This window comes from Coprococcus eutactus, assembly GCF_001404675.1.
GTDB lineage: Bacteria > Bacillota > Clostridia > Lachnospirales > Lachnospiraceae > Coprococcus > Coprococcus aceti.
The window spans coordinates 602,248-619,054 of record NZ_CYXU01000002.1 but is presented as its reverse complement, the minus strand read 5'-3'; the positions used below and the strand labels follow the sequence as shown (position 1 = coordinate 619,054).

Here is a 16,807-nt window from a genome sequence, read left to right as displayed (position 1 = left end):
AAATGGATGCCACCTGTACAATACAGGATAGCATCCATGTGTTCAGCCTAGTTCATAAATATGTGTCCAGGATTCTGGGTACATATCAATCAAATTTAGACGTTTTTTATACGCTTCTTCAGCTACACTTTGGCACAATTTTACCATATCTCTAGGTTTTCTTCTTATTAATGAATATATTACTTTGTGTGTTGGTGCATTTGTCCATGCCCTTGCTTGCTCATCAAATCTAGGTACAAATACAATATTTAAATATTTTGCTATATTATATTGCATTGTTTGTTTATTTGCAGTGATAGACTCATCAAATGTTTCATCAAAATATGTACATATCCTTTTGGCCAAGGTCTTCATTATTTCCTGGTTGTTCCATTGACACTTAATAATCGAGCTTTCGAATTTGTCAGAAAACTCCTCATCTCGAATCATCTCATATACATCTGTTCTTAATGCAATTCTTGCAGACAATCCCCCCATGTCACTAGTCATATCGCTTAAAACCAATAATAAACTTTTTATTTTTAATATATCCGACGCCTTCCCCTTCCAGTCCAAATCAAAATCATCAAAGAAAAGCCTGATTTTTTTATTATTGATCATTCTCTGTAGCACATGATGCTCTCCGCATGATTCAGAATCCTCATCTAATTTAATATATTTATCATACATCGGTTTTAATATTTTCACTGATTTAGCTATAAAATCTTTTTCTGCATAGCCCGTATTATAGGCCCAAGTCATAGCCTTCTGACAATCATCTCCCATAACAAAAGTCATATGGGATATCAGTTTCATTATTACTAATTTACTAATTGCTCTCTTCCATAATGTTTTTAACTCATACAAATTATCTGATCTAAGTATATCTGAGTACAACTCAGATAAATCATCTAATCTAATCCATAGGGGAACAAAATTTCTTTCTGCTGACTCTATATAAGCCATTTTTAATAATGCAGATTTACCTGTTCCCTTTTCCCCCGTTATTATTTGTAAATTCAATCCAGACATTACATCCTCATATTGTATTGTTTTATAATAGTACGATGTTAAACGAGAATCATCCTCCTTTCCTGCATCCTCATGTCCAAATAAAATAAGTCTATTTTCCTTTTTGAATGTCTCAAATGTTGAATTCTTCATTTATCCGTCTCCCCTTTCAATTATGGATTTAGTTTAGTGTTCTATTTGTATATATATCGATAGTATCATGTATTTATTATACAATCAATATATTTTGATATATCATCATGTTGTTTTACGTAACCATCAAACTATAAATTCCACATTATTTGTTTACTATATATTGCTCCAATTATCATTTTTCCCTTATTTATCAGTAACTTTCATCCTCCATTCGGCCAACTGCTTATCTACCGCTATCTGTCCTACTTCATTATTCTCTCCATTCTCCATGTTGCAATTGTTGTGATCAAGCTTTTTTGTAATACTACGACCTAAATTCTGCCACAGGGTTTATGCAACCCCGTAGCGTGCCTCGTAAGGCGTTTTGTAATTATTATAAGAACGCGGACGTACATGATTATATTGTACATACCTCGTTTCCTCCTAAGATTATCAACTGCTTGATAAATAGCACAACTGCATTGTGTAAGGATGATACAAATTGTTTTCGATATTGTAGTGTAGCCTTTCCGTTTAAAATGAAATTGCTATATTTAATGGGCATTGCCCATGATTCAAGTGCATTGTCTTGCAAAATGTGCTTTATTATATTCTCTCTTTAACAAATTATAAAATGTAAAAGTTATTTTAATCGTGCTTATACACTCTTATTTTTTCCAAAAGTTTCTAATTTTATATCTTAGAATCGCCTTTTTTACTTCTCTCTCCACATCAATAGCCTGGCTATTCCTAACCGTTACTGGCAACTTTATATCATCTTCAAATTTATATCGTGCATTATACGTTTTTACAAATAGTTTAACGAACGTCGGATCATACTCTAAATAATCAAGCAACTTCTGCCAGTAGTCTGCCATACATCTCGCATCTACAAAGTATGAGTCCAACGTTTCTCCCAGTTGTATCATTATGTCTTCACTAGCCGATTCTATGTATTCTTTTGCCAGCTTATCAATTTCAGGGTATTTGTTTCTGAGATTTGGCAGCCTATTCTTCACATGATTCAAAATCCCCAACAACTTGAAATTAAGGTTAATGAAAAAGCATGATTGAATTGAGTCAATCAGCAAATCATTGCCCTTGTATGATAATGTCAAATTTGCAATATAAATGTCACCTTTATGCTCCCAATAGAAGTCAATATATTTCTTTGCATTTTTTTTGCGAAATTCTTCATAATCACAAACTCTATCCCATTTTTCCTTTTCTGGAACTAATGGCATATATTTTCTAACTGCTTCAATGCCATCATATATACCTTCAATACATTCGTTACATCTAAAATCCTGCTTCAGCTTTCTCTTGCTATACAACACCTGCCATTTGTAAATAATAATAACAGCAATAATACTGCAAGCTACACCAGAAAAATAAGTATTTGTAACAATCTTCTCTACTAACGAAAAAAATGGTAGGCCTACAATTGCTGTAAACACACCAACTTTCCATGCAATTAGAGATAATAGTATCAATGACAGCAACATCAATGAAAACATTACTTTTCTATACATAATTTATCCTTTACTTATAAGCCTTGCTACAGGTACAAGGTCTGTAAAAACGCTCCCAATATTATTCCCCCACACAGGGCATTCTACCTCTTCACGTTCACGGTTGCCCTCCCATATAGATCTATCATCATATTCCGAAATGGAACCACATTTATCACAAGTCACTCGATGAATCATATCGTCATGCCTCCTTCATATAAACAGATAATATAAAAATCCGACATTGCCATTGACGCATTTACAAACAGTCTTGCATGATGTTCATCAATTGCTATCCTATTAGCCCCAACTCCATGCGCATCACTGTCTTTGTTTCTCCTTTCAACAATCGAAGATTTATTCCTTTATTGTATAACCATCCCCAATAGCTATTATTTACTAGCTAAGAATTGATACGAATAAAGTATCTATATTACCTTACCAAATTGGTTTAAATAAAATTGTCGTCAGTCATTTGTTTTGTCGCATACTTTGATATTGAACATTATAACATACAATCTTTTCCAATCTACATTATATTGTAAATCATAATAAATCTGTGAAATTCCCTATAACCACCAATTGCCAGCCCTCCCGGGCTGGCAATTACATCACATCACATCCATATAAACATCCTATCTACAAATCCCCAAACAAATCCTTCTCATACATACCGTCCTCAATCATCCCCTTAAAGCTCTCCTTAACAGCCTCAACATCCTCCTTATACGTCATACCATATCAGGTATCATTCGTCCGGAGAACCTTAACTGTCATCTTCTTCTCATCCAGAAGTTCTCCTATAAATGTAGGAATAAGGAACTCTGCCTTAAGTGGATCAGTTGGAACCTCCGTCTCAAAGAACTCCGCAAATCCTGCCTCCAACATATCCAGGAATTCCGGTGTCAGTCCCCACATGTTCATGGACACCAGAGACTCCGTATCAATGGCTGTGCCGTCCGTCTCTGCACCATTCACAGTCTTGACGATATTCCTGGTCTCCACCACCTCCGTCAGATTATTCTGATCGTCCATCTTGCAAATGCCTCTGGTCACACCACCATTATCAGACAATGTATTCTTAAGTACAAATCCAGCCATACATGACTGTCCTCCGTTCACCAGATGCTCATGAACCAGTCTGAAGCCTTCCTTGCCATAATAATCATCTGCATTTATCACGACAAATGTTGTATTCAACACAGCTTTAGCTACAAGCACGGCCTGTCCTGTTCTCCATAGCTAATTCTGCCTGCCGACAGCTCCCATGAATTACCCTCGATATCCTTGCGGATAATAAATACAACGTGATTAAACCCTTCATCTATGGCATCATGGATTGAGTAATCCATGATAATGTGCTAACCATCATCTATAGGCTCCAGCTGTTTTATTCCTATTACAAATCTTAATCCCATTCCTGCCGCCATAATAAGTAAATTTATTTACATATATCTCGTTTCCTTAATTAGTCAAATGCTTATAAATCCATATTTATCTTCAACAGCAATATATACATTATGTACAGTCATATCTCATTGTTCGCAAACGATTTCCTATTATAGTAATTGTTTTCATAGAACGTTCGCCTACCCCTAACACCTCAAGATTTCCATTCATATTTTTCAAAATCTCAAATATACTTATATTAGCAATCACTATTAACGTATCTTGAATACTATACCACCTCATATTAAGTTGGTCGTAATCTTTTATGAGGAAACGACATATAGGTGAAAATCCTATATAGTGATTGCTATTTTTTTATTATTTGATTTTTAGCTTGTAGAATTTGGCAATCTTTTCTTTGCCCTTTTCCAAAAAATTTATCTATTAAACGAATAGCATCCCCATGCATTTCAACATCGTGATAAATAAAATACTTTCTGACAATTAATTTAACCATCTTCTTAATTAGCGGTAAATTTGATGCATCATAAATTTGCTCTGCTCTTGCGGCAAATGTTTTGAAATTGGCAACATTCTCTTGCATCATTAAATTTTGTATTTTATAATTTGTATTTTGGTTATAATCAAATTTTTCTAAGTCCCCAATAGTTTTCATAGTCGATGCTGTCATAGAAATAAAATCATAAATACTTAAAATGTATGCCATTGATTGATTTTGCAATTCACATGTTATCATATCTTCTGTTATTAATATACCTTTTCTTGTTTTAGGTTTACTTTTTAAAATATCTTCAATGATCCTACTACAATTTGCATCTATATCCTTAAGCATAAAATATAATAGCTTATTTGGATATCTATACAAAATATCTACTATTTCTTTCTTTTCATCAGCCTGCAACATAAATCTAAAATTAGGAAGGATTTTTGCAACAAGATCCAAATAATTAATACCCTTAGCTATTTTATTACTGAAAGAATTCACTTTACTAGCATCATACGAGTATAGACTATCGGCTTGGTTTTCCTTTTCTTCAATAATCTCCTTTTCCATTTTATTTTTCACTTCTTTGATTTTTTCTTTTTCTGTTTTGTCTGGAAGTTTAGGAGTTGATGTATTTGAAACTTTCGATAAAAATTCAATATTATTCTTATCAATATCTAACTCTAGCCAGTCATTCATATGTGCAAAAATGCTCTGTAATATTGGCCTTAATATTTGTGTATTACTTGTAATATATGACAGAAAAAGTATTACATCACCATTAATTCCAAAGCAAATATTATCTAGAACCTCCTTTAAATCTTCTAGGCTCTCCCTCATCTGGCATGTTCTATTCAAATGCCGAGCAACAAAGTATGCCAATAAGTTTTCATCGCAAAATTCAAGCTCGAAAGAAATGCTTGATTCTTTCAAAATATTTGAGTTTATCGCCACTTTATACACATATTTTGTGTTAAGTTCTTCATTATCATATCTTTTTTTATATTCATCAACAGCGCTCTCAAATTCTTTATATGAAATTTTCTGATACTTTTTTATAAAATGAATAAAATGTGCAACATAATCTAATGCCATTAAAATTTCATCAACATCATTATCTTCTTTTGTATTTTTAGAAATTCTGTATGTAATATTTGCGGCAAATACCTTACTAAAAACATTTGTTTCACTCTGTGTTTTTATATGTGAGAACTGGATATAATAATCAACAAATTGATGAATGAAATCAGGAGTAAGCTGAAAATATTTTATTTGATTAGTAATATCTTCATTGATTTTTCTGCTTTTTTCTTCAACATCCAATGAAGGATATTCCACTAAGTAGTTAGAACATATTTTCTTAATAAGTTGCTCTCTTTTCACATAATAAAACGGACATATTTTTAAATAGAAGAATGCATTTTCTGTTAGTTCTTCCACTGTTCTGTCTTTTATATTCATATTCCAGTCAATACCACAAAATGTGATAATATGTCCAAATTGCTCTGAATATTCATCTAAGAATGCTCTCCATTTTTCTTTATTAACTTTATCGTTGCCATCCACTATAAGAATTTTCTTTTCTTTTTCAAGTTGCAAAAATTCATCTACATCAGCGTTATCACCAAATTCATTTTGAATGGCATATTTTATAATATTCTTTATATTTTTAGGAGTAAAACTATCTTCTGTTAAAAACAATACAGTGTAATCTTCTGATAATTGATTCGTAAGATATTTTGCTAAAATACTTTTCCCTGTACGCGAACTGCCCTCAATAGATATTTTTGATTTAATCGACAATAATTCTTTAAATTTACTATCAGATGTAACTGTAAAATTCTTTAAATCTGAATTTGTATCTTTTGACTCTAATGCTGGGAAAACAAAATACTTACTATAATTTTCACCATCCCGCTCATTTGCATCAGTCAACAGTTCTTTCTGAAATTCTGGCGTGAATCTAAAGTTACTATTAGTATTGAAAATAACATTTTTATTATCTATCACTTTTGTCGGTTTATATATTTTGCCATTATATATGTATTTATATCCAACAAGTGTATGTGCTTCAGTATCTAATATTAATGCATTAAATCCATGTTCTGTTTTTGTTCCATAAAGTGCTATACCACTTGAAATATCAATATGTTTTCCGTTAACATCCTTGTCCTCATTTAAAGCAAAATGTTCATGTCCTACAAATAACAAATCTGTTGATTGATTTAGAGTATCATACAATTTATGCTTTGATGTATCACTAAACCATTCTGGGCCATGATGAATTATAGAAATTGTATATTTCTGGTGTAAATCTATGTTTAACTTTTCAAATTCAGTCAGAGGAATATAATGCATTCCTTTGTCCCTATTTCCACTTCCTAATAAGGAAAAAGGAGCTGAATTTATTAAGTTTACCTTTATTATGAAATTATCATATTTGACTTTTCTCACATCAATTACTTTGCTTTTTAAAAAGCATCTATTTCTTTTTGCAAATTCATAAAAATTTGATAATTCATCTAAATCATCATTAAATCTTGAATCTACTTCGTTCCTTTCATAATAGGACTCCAATTCAAAATTATCTCTATTCTTGTTTTTTACTAAATTGTCATGGTTTCCAGGCACAATAAGTGTTTGAACATATTTTCCGTCAATATATTTCTGACTAATGTTTTTTGCGATATAACCCACAAGTTTCCCTGCATTGGCATATGAATTTTTATCTCCTGCATTAACAATATCCCCTGAAAACACCAATGCACATTCATCAAATTCTCCAATTTGTACTAAAGAATTCACAATTGCATTTATATTTATTACTCTAAGTTCTGTATTATCTCTTAAATGCGCATCACTTAAGTGTAAAAAAAGTATCTTCATTTTACCTCCTTCACTCCATGGGCTTTCATCTATAAATTGTCCTTTTCTTCTTGTTTTGTCATGTATTTCAATAATAATCATTATAACACGCAGTTCTTTTATAGTCTATATTATGTGGCAAATCTCAATCCATCTACATCTCCTATAACCACCAATTGCCAGCCCTCCCGGGCTGGCAATCACATCACATCCATATAAACATCCTATCTACAAATCCCCAAACAAATCCTTCTCATACATACCGACCTCAATCATCCCCTTAAAGCTCTCCTTAACAGCCTCAGCATCCTCCTTATACGTCCATACCATACCAGGTATCATTCGTCCGGAGAACCTTAACCGTCATCTTCTTCTCATCCAGAAGCTCTCCTATAAATGTAGGAATAAGGAACTCTGCCTTAAGTGTATCAGTCGGGACCTCCGTCTCAAAGAACTCCGCAAATCCTGTCTCCAACATATCCAGGAATTCCGGCGTCAATCCCCACATGTTCATGGACACCAGAGACTCCGTATCAATGGCTGTGCCGTCCGCAGCTGCACCATCCGCAGTCTTGACGATATTCTTGGTCTCCACCACCTCTGTCAGATTATTCTGATCGTCCATCTTGCAAATGCCTCTGGTCACACCGCCATTATCAGACAATGTATTCTTAAGTACGAATCCAGCCATACATGACTGTCCTCCGTTTACCAGATACTCATGAACCAGTCTGAAGCCTTCCTTGCCATAATAATCATCAGCATTTATCACGACAAATGGTGTCTTCAGCACGGCTTTAGCAGCAAGCACGGCCTGTCCTGTTCCCCATGGCTTAGTTCTGCCTGCTGGCAGCTCCCCTGGAATATCCTCAATATCCTGAAATGCATAATCAACCGCTTTGTTCATGGAGTCAGGCACCTACTATCTGTACTATCTGTATAGAGAACCGAATAGCAAACTTACCGCTGTATTATTTTTGCAATATTCATTTGTGTTCAATATATAAGCAAATATATTTGTCATAAAACAACAGAAGCAAAACCCAACAAATCCATACATCGACTGCTTGCATAACATATTCAGTACAAAAAGAAAAATCATGTGCATATAATATATTACTGTACTTGTTCGTCTAAATTTTCTTCCATCGCCAGAGCAGTTGCACATCAGCACTAACATAAAGAACATCACACTCATTATTATTTTCATGAGAAAGAGATTTAAGAATGCTGCAGCTAAAAACGTTCCCACCAATACTGGAAGAATAATTTTTGCCTTTGCAAATATTCTTGTTCTTGCAATCAACACACCCAGCAAAATATAATATGTTCCCGAAAAGATTCTTCCTTTACCTATTGTTTTTTCTATTAAAACAAAAATAATGCCAAGTAACTGGTTCTCAGAAACGGGCACTGCCATAATGTAATCTACCGAATACTGCAAAGTAACGGCAATACAGATAGCTACAATACCGTACAGTTCGAACTTTTTTTAGATATGATCTTATATACCATAAATCCATATATGGATGAAAGAAGATACCACAACGGCCATGAATAGTGATTTTCACCTTGAAAGATCACATTCCTAAAGAACAAAGCCGTAGACTTTACTATCCCGTCCCCAGATTAGGCAAACCAATATATTGTAATAGGCAGATAAATTGCCGTCTAAATAACATAATACCGTATCAGTTTCTGTATCTGCTTGTTTAATACGAATATCTTGTCATTCCTTTTTTTGCATTTTTTCTCTACAAGATATCCACTTGAAAGAAAAAAGAATGGAACCGCAAGTGAAACAAATATATCAAACAAACTGGTAACTACTTCATTTTGAACATTCTTTAATGGCAATGTATGAATAGCAATAACACAAAATGCCATTATGTATTTCACAACATCAATCGCATAATTCTGCTCTGCTCTGCTCTGCTCTGCTCTGCTCTGCTCTGCTCTGCTCTGCTCTGCTCTGCTCTCAAGATTGTATCGCCCCTGTTTCTTTCGTCAATATTGATTTTTACTGCGTTCACTCCCTGTTAGCGATTGCTGTACATTTTCTCGTAGTAGTTCTGATACTCGCCGCTGATGATGGTCTCCCACCACTCACGGTTATCGAGATACCACTGGATCGTCTTCTTGATGCCGTCCTCGAACTTGGTCTCCGGCAGCCAGCCCAGCTCATTGTGGATCTTAGTCGGGTCGATGGCGTAACGCATATCATGACCCTTACGGTCGCCAACATGGGTAATCAGACTCTCCGGCTTACCCAACTCTTTGCAGATGATCTTTACAATCTCGATGTTCTGCTTCTCGTTGTGACCGCCGACATTGTAGACCTCGCCAACACGACCCTTGTGGATAATCAGGTCGATAGCCTTGCAGTGGTCTTCCACATACAGCCAGTCGCGGACATTCAGGCCCTCACCGTAAACAGGCAACGGCTTGTCAGCCAGAGCATTAGCGATCATCAGCGGAATGAGCTTCTCCGGGAAGTGATACGGACCATAGTTGTTGGAGCAACGAGAGATCGTCACAGGTAGACCATAAGTACGGTGGTAAGCCAGAACCAGCAGGTCTGCTGCAGCCTTGGAACTGCTGTACGGAGAGCTGGTGTGAATAGGAGTCTCCTCAGTAAAGAACAGGTCAGGACGATCCAGCGGCAGGTCGCCATAAACCTCATCGGTAGAAACCTGATGATAACGCTGGATACCATACTTTCGGCAAGCGTCCATCAGCACACTGGTACCAATGATATTGGTCTGGAGGAAGATGCTCGGATCCTCGATGGAACGGTCAACATGAGATTCTGCTGCAAAGTTGACCACGATATCTGGATGTTCTTCTTCAAACAGCTTATCCACAGCTTCGCGGTCACAGATGTCTGCCTTCACGAAGCGGAAATTCGGGTTGTCCATAACAGGTGCCAGCGTGGACAAATTGCCTGCATAGGTCAGCTTGTCCAGACAGATGATCCGGTAATCCGTATACTTCTTCAACATATGAAACACAAAGTTACTACCAATAAAACCGGCACCGCCGGTAACAATAATATTCATTCTCTTCTTCCTCGCCTTTCAAAAAATAATTCTATCTTCTGCCACTCTTCTCAGATGTTCGCCATAAGGAGACTTTCCATAAGCATCCGCAGATTCGAGCAATTTTTCTTTATCAATCCACTTCTCATGGTAAGCAATCTCTTCTGGTGCAGAAATTACCATATCCTGTCGATTCTGAACTGTCTGAACAAAGATGGCCGCTTCCATCAGGCTGTCCATCGTTCCAGTATCCAGCCAAGCAAACCCACGACCCAAAATCTGTGCTTTTAGCTTTTCCTGTTTAAGATACATGTCATTCAATGTGGTTATTTCAAGCTCTCCACGTGCTGAAGGAACAACCTGCTCTGCCATTTCAGACACACCGGCAGGATAGAAATATAAGCCCGTAATGCAATAGTTTGACTTTGGATTCTTCGGCTTTTCTTCAACAGAGATCACATTTTTATTCTTATCAAACTCCATGATACCAAATCGCTCAGGGTCTTTGACGTAGTAGCCAAAAATAGTTGCATATCCATTTTCTGCATTATGTACTGCATCAGATAAGTTTTTTCTAAACCATCCACCATAGAAAATATTATCCCCAAGCACCATTGCGCAAGCATCATTTCCAATAAACTCTTTTCCAATGATGAACGCCTGCGCTAAACCATCAGGACTTGATTGTACAGCATATGATAAATTAATTCCGAAATGTTTTCCATCTCCCAGCAGCTCCTGAAATCTCGACGTATCTTGCGGTGTAGAAATAATCAAGATATCTCGAATTCCGGCAAGCATCAGTGTTGACAGCGGGTAGTAAATCATCGGTTTATCATACACAGGTAACAACTGTTTGCTTGTCACCCTTGTCAATGGATAAAGACGTGTACCTGAACCTCCCGCTAAAATAATTCCCTTCATTATTTTTCCTACTTTCTATGTTAATCACAAATTGTTATTAAGCTTTAATACATTTCTGCCGTAATAGATATTACGTTGCCTACTGCTCACCACGAAGAGGTATGTAATTTCGAGCAGCATCGCCTGCATCTAAAAGCGTGCAGGCGTTCTTATCTACTTTTATTTATGTATTGCGGTTTCTCTTAACCAAGAATGATATCGCAGATACGATCAACATCTTCCAGTGCAAGATCTGCATACAACGGCAGGGTCAGCACACGCAATGCCAAATGCTGTGCCACAGGAGTTTTCTCCGTTCCAGCAGTCGGATAGTTACGATAGCACTCAAAACTATTGGTTAGCGGATAGAAATACTTTCTCGCCGTGATGCCCTGCTCTTCCAACATTGCAAAGACTTCATTACGAGTATACTTATAGCCGTCGAAAACAACTGGTAAGTACGCATAGTTACTTTCCACATTTTCTTGAATAGCACTAAGCTGAATTCCTTCTACACCAGACAGACGCTTGCGATAACGCTCTACGACTTTCCTTCTCTTTGCAATTTCATCGCTCAGATGGCGCAGATTGCAAATTCCCATTGCTGCCTGAAACTCATTCATCTTGGCATTACCACCAACAAAGCACACTGATTCAGGTCCATGAATACCAAAGTTCTTCTGATCATTCAGCAATTGAACCCAGCTATCATTTTTGAAGCAGACTGCACCGCCCTCAATGGTATTGAATACTTTTGTAGCATGGAAACTGAACATTGATGCATCACCAAAGCATGCAGAAGACACACCTTTGTATTTTACAGCGAAAGCATGAGCAGCATCATAGATGACTTTCAGGCCATTCTTCTTTGCAATTCTATCAATTTCTTCCACATTACAAAGATTGCCGTAAACATGTACAGGCACGATAGCAACCGTACGGTCTGTGATGAGACTCTCAATCTTTGTAACATCGATCGTATAGTCTTTCTCATTGACATCACAGAACACTGGAACTAATCTGTTTCGAACAATTGCGTGTGTAGTAGACGCAAAAGTAAACGGTGTAGTAATCACTTCACCTCCTTCTGGCAGGTTCAGCGCTGCGATAACATTCTCCAATGCCAAATGGCCATTTGTATAAAGAGCCACATGCGGAACTTCCAAAAATTCCTCCAACTGTGCTTGTAACTGCTTATGCTTTACACCCATGTTAGTCAGCCAGTGGCTATCCCAAATAGAACGAATCTCTTCAACATATTCGTCAAGAGTCGGCATAGATGAACGAGTAACTAAAATTTTATTATCCATATTCCCCTCTCTATTCTTTTTAGTGCAAATTTAACAAAAAGCCTTGATTTTACGGCATTTGCTAAATCGTTAATAGGTTACATATATTTACAAAACAGAGTTTTCTGGATATGAAGCGACTTCTAAGAGTCCATTTCTGATGATTTTAGGTACAAGAAATAAAACGTCGTTTGTTTTTCCCTATGAAGACTTTCTTGTTCTCCCAAATTCCTCTACAGTAACTAACCTCTCATATCTACCAGGATCACCTGCTTCTGCCGGGTCCTAAATTCCTTCGTTCTGCTTATCCATAGTTGGGTGCTGCTTATGCTCCTACAGCAAGGTCTTTGCCCTATAAAAAATGTCAACGCAGCTACTAGCTCTACTTTGTTTTATATACTTTTACATTCCTGTTTCACAGCACCATTGACGGCGGACGCTTTCCTGTTTACAGTACTTCTTTCTTATGCGGCTATAACTCCTCTTTCATGATGAATATCTGACATAATTTTAAACCGGTCATAGTCCACACCTTTTGTTAATACCGCATAGAATACGCGAATTAACTTACAACTGACAGCAATCATTGCCTGTCTTCGTTTTAATGGATTTTTTACACGAGTCACATAATAATCATAGATTGTTCGAAACTCTTTGTTCCTTGCCAACAACGGTATCATTACCTGATACAAGATCTTTCTGAGTTTTCTTCTTCCTCGCTTGCTGATTCTCGATCTTCCCTTATGCTTTCCGGAACTGTTTTCTACTAATTCCAAACCGGCATACTTTTGGATCTGTTTCGGCGACTTAAAACGTCTTATATCACCTACTTCAGCAATAAATCCTGCTATTGTAACACTTCCTACTCCTTTAATGGCGAGTAACTTCTCCACATGCTGTACTTTCCGAATAGTCTCTTCCAGTACCTTATTCACAGCTTCCAGTTGTGAAATCCATAATGATGTTCCTCAAGCAGCATATATAACTCACTTCTTGTTCCAATTTCTCCATCCAGACCAACACTATTGTGTGCAGCTTCTACCAGGGTCTTTGCCCTATCTTCTGTAACGCCTCTGCCACGCATCTTCTTATCGTGCCAGATCTTTCGGATTCCTTCTACTCCAAGTGCAATTACATCCTTCGGCATTGGTGCTTTTTCAAGCACCGCCAAACCACTTGCGGCATCAAATCTTGTATATAATCCCAGATACTCCGGGAAGTGTATTGCAAGCCATCTCTGGATTCTGTTTGCAGATATGTTATGCTGCTTCATAATCCTGTCACGGCTGTATACCAAATCTCTTGTCTCGGCATAAATGCCCTCTGGCATGTATGGAATCGAATATCTTCCATCCACAACCAGCTTTGCTATTGTCTTCGGATCTTTTGCATCCGTTTTCTTTGGAATATTATCATCAAGATCCTTGATCTTCTTAACAGAGAATGGATTGACCATTACCAATGTTTTCTGATGATCCTGTACATACTTTGCAAACGCAAACCAGTAATGACCAGTCGGCCACAGCCAATCAGAACTGCAGTCTTTTTATTCTCATTTTTCAGCTTTTCTGTCCAAAGCTGAAAGGAATTAAATCCTTCGATATCATTCTGAAATGAAAAAACTCGTTTTGTACGCTCGCGCCCTCTGTTATCAAAAGCTCTTGCATAATGCGTCTGGCTTCCAATATCAACTCCAACAACCAATGTTGTATCTGTTACTTGCTCAATTTTTTCATTCTGTGTATAATTCATGTTGAACCTCCGGTGTTTTGATTGTTTTGTTTACATCCGCCAAGATGCAACTCAATCATACCTTGAGGTTCTTTTTTATTCAATTGGCGCTTTTAATGAATTACAGGAATGCTCCACAATCAGATACTCTTTAACAATGCATCTGTAACATCTGTTTCCTGAATCTTCCAGTCTTTTCCCAGATTACTATTCAGCACTTTCTTATAGAAACTGTATGCAACGCTAACATCAACAAAAGAAAGACCGATGGAATTGAAATAGCAAATTTCATCATCATTTTCTCGACCAGGCTTTGTTCCGTCTATAATGTCGGCTATATTAGCATATATATCGCTATCTTTTAGCAATCCATCTTTATACATCCGGGCAATGGTTGGTGAGCCCCTATGCTTTAAAGAATGCCAATCATCACATACAATTTTTGTTGCTTTTTGCGGTACAGCGTATTCATCTTCCCATCCACCTACATGGCAGTAATAGGTTCCATTTTTTACAGCATCTGCTTTTAGAAGAGGTGCTTGGCAGCTAACTGCTGTAACAATTATATCGGCGTTTTGGGCGGCCTTGTCATAATCAGAATTACACGGTATAAAATCGACATCAGGATACTTTTTTTTCATTATATCAATAAATTGATTTTCCCCTTTTCCACTTCTGGATGCCACATAACAAGTATCTATTTGCGGGAACATCTGTTTAATCGCAACAAAGTGCGCCTTTGCTTGTTCTCCAGAGCCAATCGTTCCATATATATGGCTATCTTGACGAGCTAAATATTTTGCCCCAATTGCCCCCATACAAGCCGTGCGTAATGCAGTAATCAGCGTGCCATCCATCACCGCAATCGGAAATCCCTGTTCCAATTCTGATAAAATAATTACGCCGGAAACATTCTGAGATGAAAACTTATGTGGGTTTTCTGGAAAAACGGATACCCATTTAATTCCGCAAACACCGTCCTTCATCAATGTTGATGGCATGCAGTTAATTCTATCCTGCGTTTCCAGATTAAAGATTTGCGAAATTTTATCTGGAAGCATAACTCCACCATTTTTATAATCAACAAGAACTTCTTCAATTACCCTAATAACTTCCTGAATATCACAGCATTTTGTTTCCATAATATCTTCCATGGATATCAGCTTGACATTTAAATCGTTTTTCAAGAAAACCCCTCCCCTCATAAAATCCTATCTACTGAAAACTTTTCGTATTGCATATTATTACCCAGCTCATCAAATACCAGCATACTATCCTGCAACTTTGAAATTTCACCTTTAAGATCTTCCGTATCAGCACACAAAATATCCATTTCGGCCATTCTTTGATTTACATCGTAACTCCAAGAAATTTCACTTCCAATCTCACATCTTGGAATCAGCGAAACCACTTTACAATCATCAGTCCGGTCGAAGCCTTGCATTTTTGCGACTTTACCTGCTTTTAACGTGGGGAACAAAACCGCTGCACGCTTACCGTTCAGGTTAACACCATCTTCCAGTGGTTTCACACTGCCGCAATTACCTTCCAGCGCGTAATGAACCATTGCCTCCATCAAATCAATGCCAAATTCCTTTGTATACACTCTTTCATAATCGACACCCGGAAATCTCAGGCCTGGATCAAAGAATCTAAATTTACCATTGTCCTCAAAACCCTGCATAAAGATCGGACCGTTCTTGTATCCCATTGCTTTAAACATTTTCACGACATTTTGATGTGCCGTTTTCAAATATTCATCTGTAAATCTTGATGGAGAAACAGCGCAGGCTACAACTTTTTCAAGGTGATTTTCCTCAGAACCACAGTAACTGTCTACTGTTCTAATTAAATAAGGTTCACCATCCACAAAGAAATATGTGACTTGAAACTCATGAGTCCCCTTCATATATTTTTCGATGAGGATATCTTCATTTGAAGATTCGCTTTTTGCAAAATTTATTGCATTTTCAAGTTGTTTTGTAGTGTAACACACAGACTGTCCACGCGATCCTCTGCTGTCAACAGGCTTAACGAACAGTGGAAATTCCGCCTGTCCGGATAAGGCTTCTTCTTCTGTATACTCTGGAATAACATCAACACCGTTCTCCACGCACATTTTCTTGAAAGCATGCTTATCAGTCATATAGAAGAACTGATCTTTTGTTCCATAACACGGCAAATCAAGTGCCTCACAGATTTGTTGATATGGCCTTTGACATGGGTCAATGTATCCGCAAATGACACCATTCACTTGCTCTTGCTTACAGCGTTCAACAATCTGATCTACATCTTTAATATTAAGCATCCATGCTTCATCTGCGACTTTCTTTGCAGGAGAATCCACAAGATAATCTGTAACAATCGTGTATACGCCCATCTTTTTCGCTGCTTCTACCAGCTTTATCTGTTGAGCGGTTCCACCAAGAATCAATAATTTTTTCATCATCC

At 36.9% G+C, this 16,807-nt stretch carries 13 protein-coding genes and 2 pseudogenes; all 15 read right to left on the bottom strand.

Translation table 11 applies throughout. From position 1 onward, the window contains the following. Nucleotides 1–42 precede the first annotated feature (42 nt). The gene (locus tag ARA78_RS07095; RefSeq protein ID WP_055280299.1) at nt 43–1,143 is read right to left on the bottom strand and encodes a P-loop ATPase, Sll1717 family; all 1,101 of its coding nucleotides are present in this window, start codon (nt 1,141–1,143) and stop codon (nt 43–45) included. Nucleotides 1,144–1,793: 650 nt separating this feature from the next. Then, entirely contained in the window at nt 1,794–2,657 is an 864-nt protein-coding gene (locus ARA78_RS07090) for a hypothetical protein (RefSeq protein WP_055280298.1), read from the bottom strand. 173 nt (nt 2,658–2,830) lie between these two features. After that, entirely contained in the window at nt 2,831–2,986 is a 156-nt protein-coding gene (locus ARA78_RS14640; RefSeq protein WP_082423614.1) for an abortive infection family protein, read from the bottom strand. Nucleotides 2,987–3,275: 289 nt separating this feature from the next. Continuing rightward, a pseudogene (locus tag ARA78_RS14555) lies at nt 3,276–4,066 on the bottom strand (nucleotidyltransferase). A gap of 326 nt (nt 4,067–4,392) precedes the next feature. Further along, nucleotides 4,393–7,497: a metallophosphoesterase family protein gene (locus ARA78_RS07080; RefSeq protein WP_082423608.1), complete on the bottom strand. Its 3,105-nt coding sequence runs from the start codon at nt 7,495–7,497 to the stop codon at nt 4,393–4,395. Nucleotides 7,498–7,708: 211 nt separating this feature from the next. Continuing rightward, on the bottom strand, nt 7,709–8,302 hold the full coding sequence (locus ARA78_RS07075) for a hypothetical protein (RefSeq protein ID WP_330375986.1): 594 nt from the start codon (nt 8,300–8,302) through the stop codon (nt 7,709–7,711). A 24-nt stretch (nt 8,303–8,326) separates the two neighbouring features. Beyond that, nucleotides 8,327–8,815 (bottom strand): hypothetical protein, encoded by a 489-nt coding sequence (locus ARA78_RS07070; RefSeq protein WP_055272393.1) that lies wholly within the window; start codon nt 8,813–8,815, stop codon nt 8,327–8,329. A 251-nt stretch (nt 8,816–9,066) separates the two neighbouring features. After that, nucleotides 9,067–9,282 carry a hypothetical protein gene (locus ARA78_RS14635; RefSeq protein WP_420314947.1) on the bottom strand — a complete coding sequence of 72 codons (216 nt, stop codon included), beginning with the start codon at nt 9,280–9,282 and terminating at the stop codon, nt 9,067–9,069. An 8-nt stretch (nt 9,283–9,290) separates the two neighbouring features. After that, complete coding sequence (locus ARA78_RS13875; RefSeq protein ID WP_156329413.1) at nt 9,291–9,428, bottom strand: hypothetical protein; 138 nt, start codon at nt 9,426–9,428, stop codon at nt 9,291–9,293. Nucleotides 9,429–9,434: 6 nt separating this feature from the next. After that, nucleotides 9,435–10,454, bottom strand: coding sequence for a dTDP-glucose 4,6-dehydratase (gene rfbB, locus ARA78_RS07065; RefSeq protein WP_055272390.1), 1,020 nt, complete (start codon nt 10,452–10,454; stop codon nt 9,435–9,437). An 18-nt stretch (nt 10,455–10,472) separates the two neighbouring features. After that, complete coding sequence (gene rfbA, locus ARA78_RS07060) at nt 10,473–11,357, bottom strand: glucose-1-phosphate thymidylyltransferase RfbA (RefSeq protein ID WP_055272388.1); 885 nt, start codon at nt 11,355–11,357, stop codon at nt 10,473–10,475. Nucleotides 11,358–11,539: 182 nt separating this feature from the next. Further along, nucleotides 11,540–12,646: a DegT/DnrJ/EryC1/StrS family aminotransferase gene (locus ARA78_RS07055; RefSeq protein WP_055280296.1), complete on the bottom strand. Its 1,107-nt coding sequence runs from the start codon at nt 12,644–12,646 to the stop codon at nt 11,540–11,542. 443 nt (nt 12,647–13,089) lie between these two features. Continuing rightward, a pseudogene (locus tag ARA78_RS13640) lies at nt 13,090–14,377 on the bottom strand (IS110 family transposase). A 119-nt stretch (nt 14,378–14,496) separates the two neighbouring features. Continuing rightward, complete coding sequence (locus ARA78_RS07040) at nt 14,497–15,543, bottom strand: ornithine cyclodeaminase family protein (protein WP_172674896.1); 1,047 nt, start codon at nt 15,541–15,543, stop codon at nt 14,497–14,499. A gap of 14 nt (nt 15,544–15,557) precedes the next feature. Beyond that, complete coding sequence (locus tag ARA78_RS07035) at nt 15,558–16,802, bottom strand: ATP-grasp domain-containing protein (protein WP_055272382.1); 1,245 nt, start codon at nt 16,800–16,802, stop codon at nt 15,558–15,560. Between the last annotated feature and the right edge of the window lie 5 nt (nt 16,803–16,807).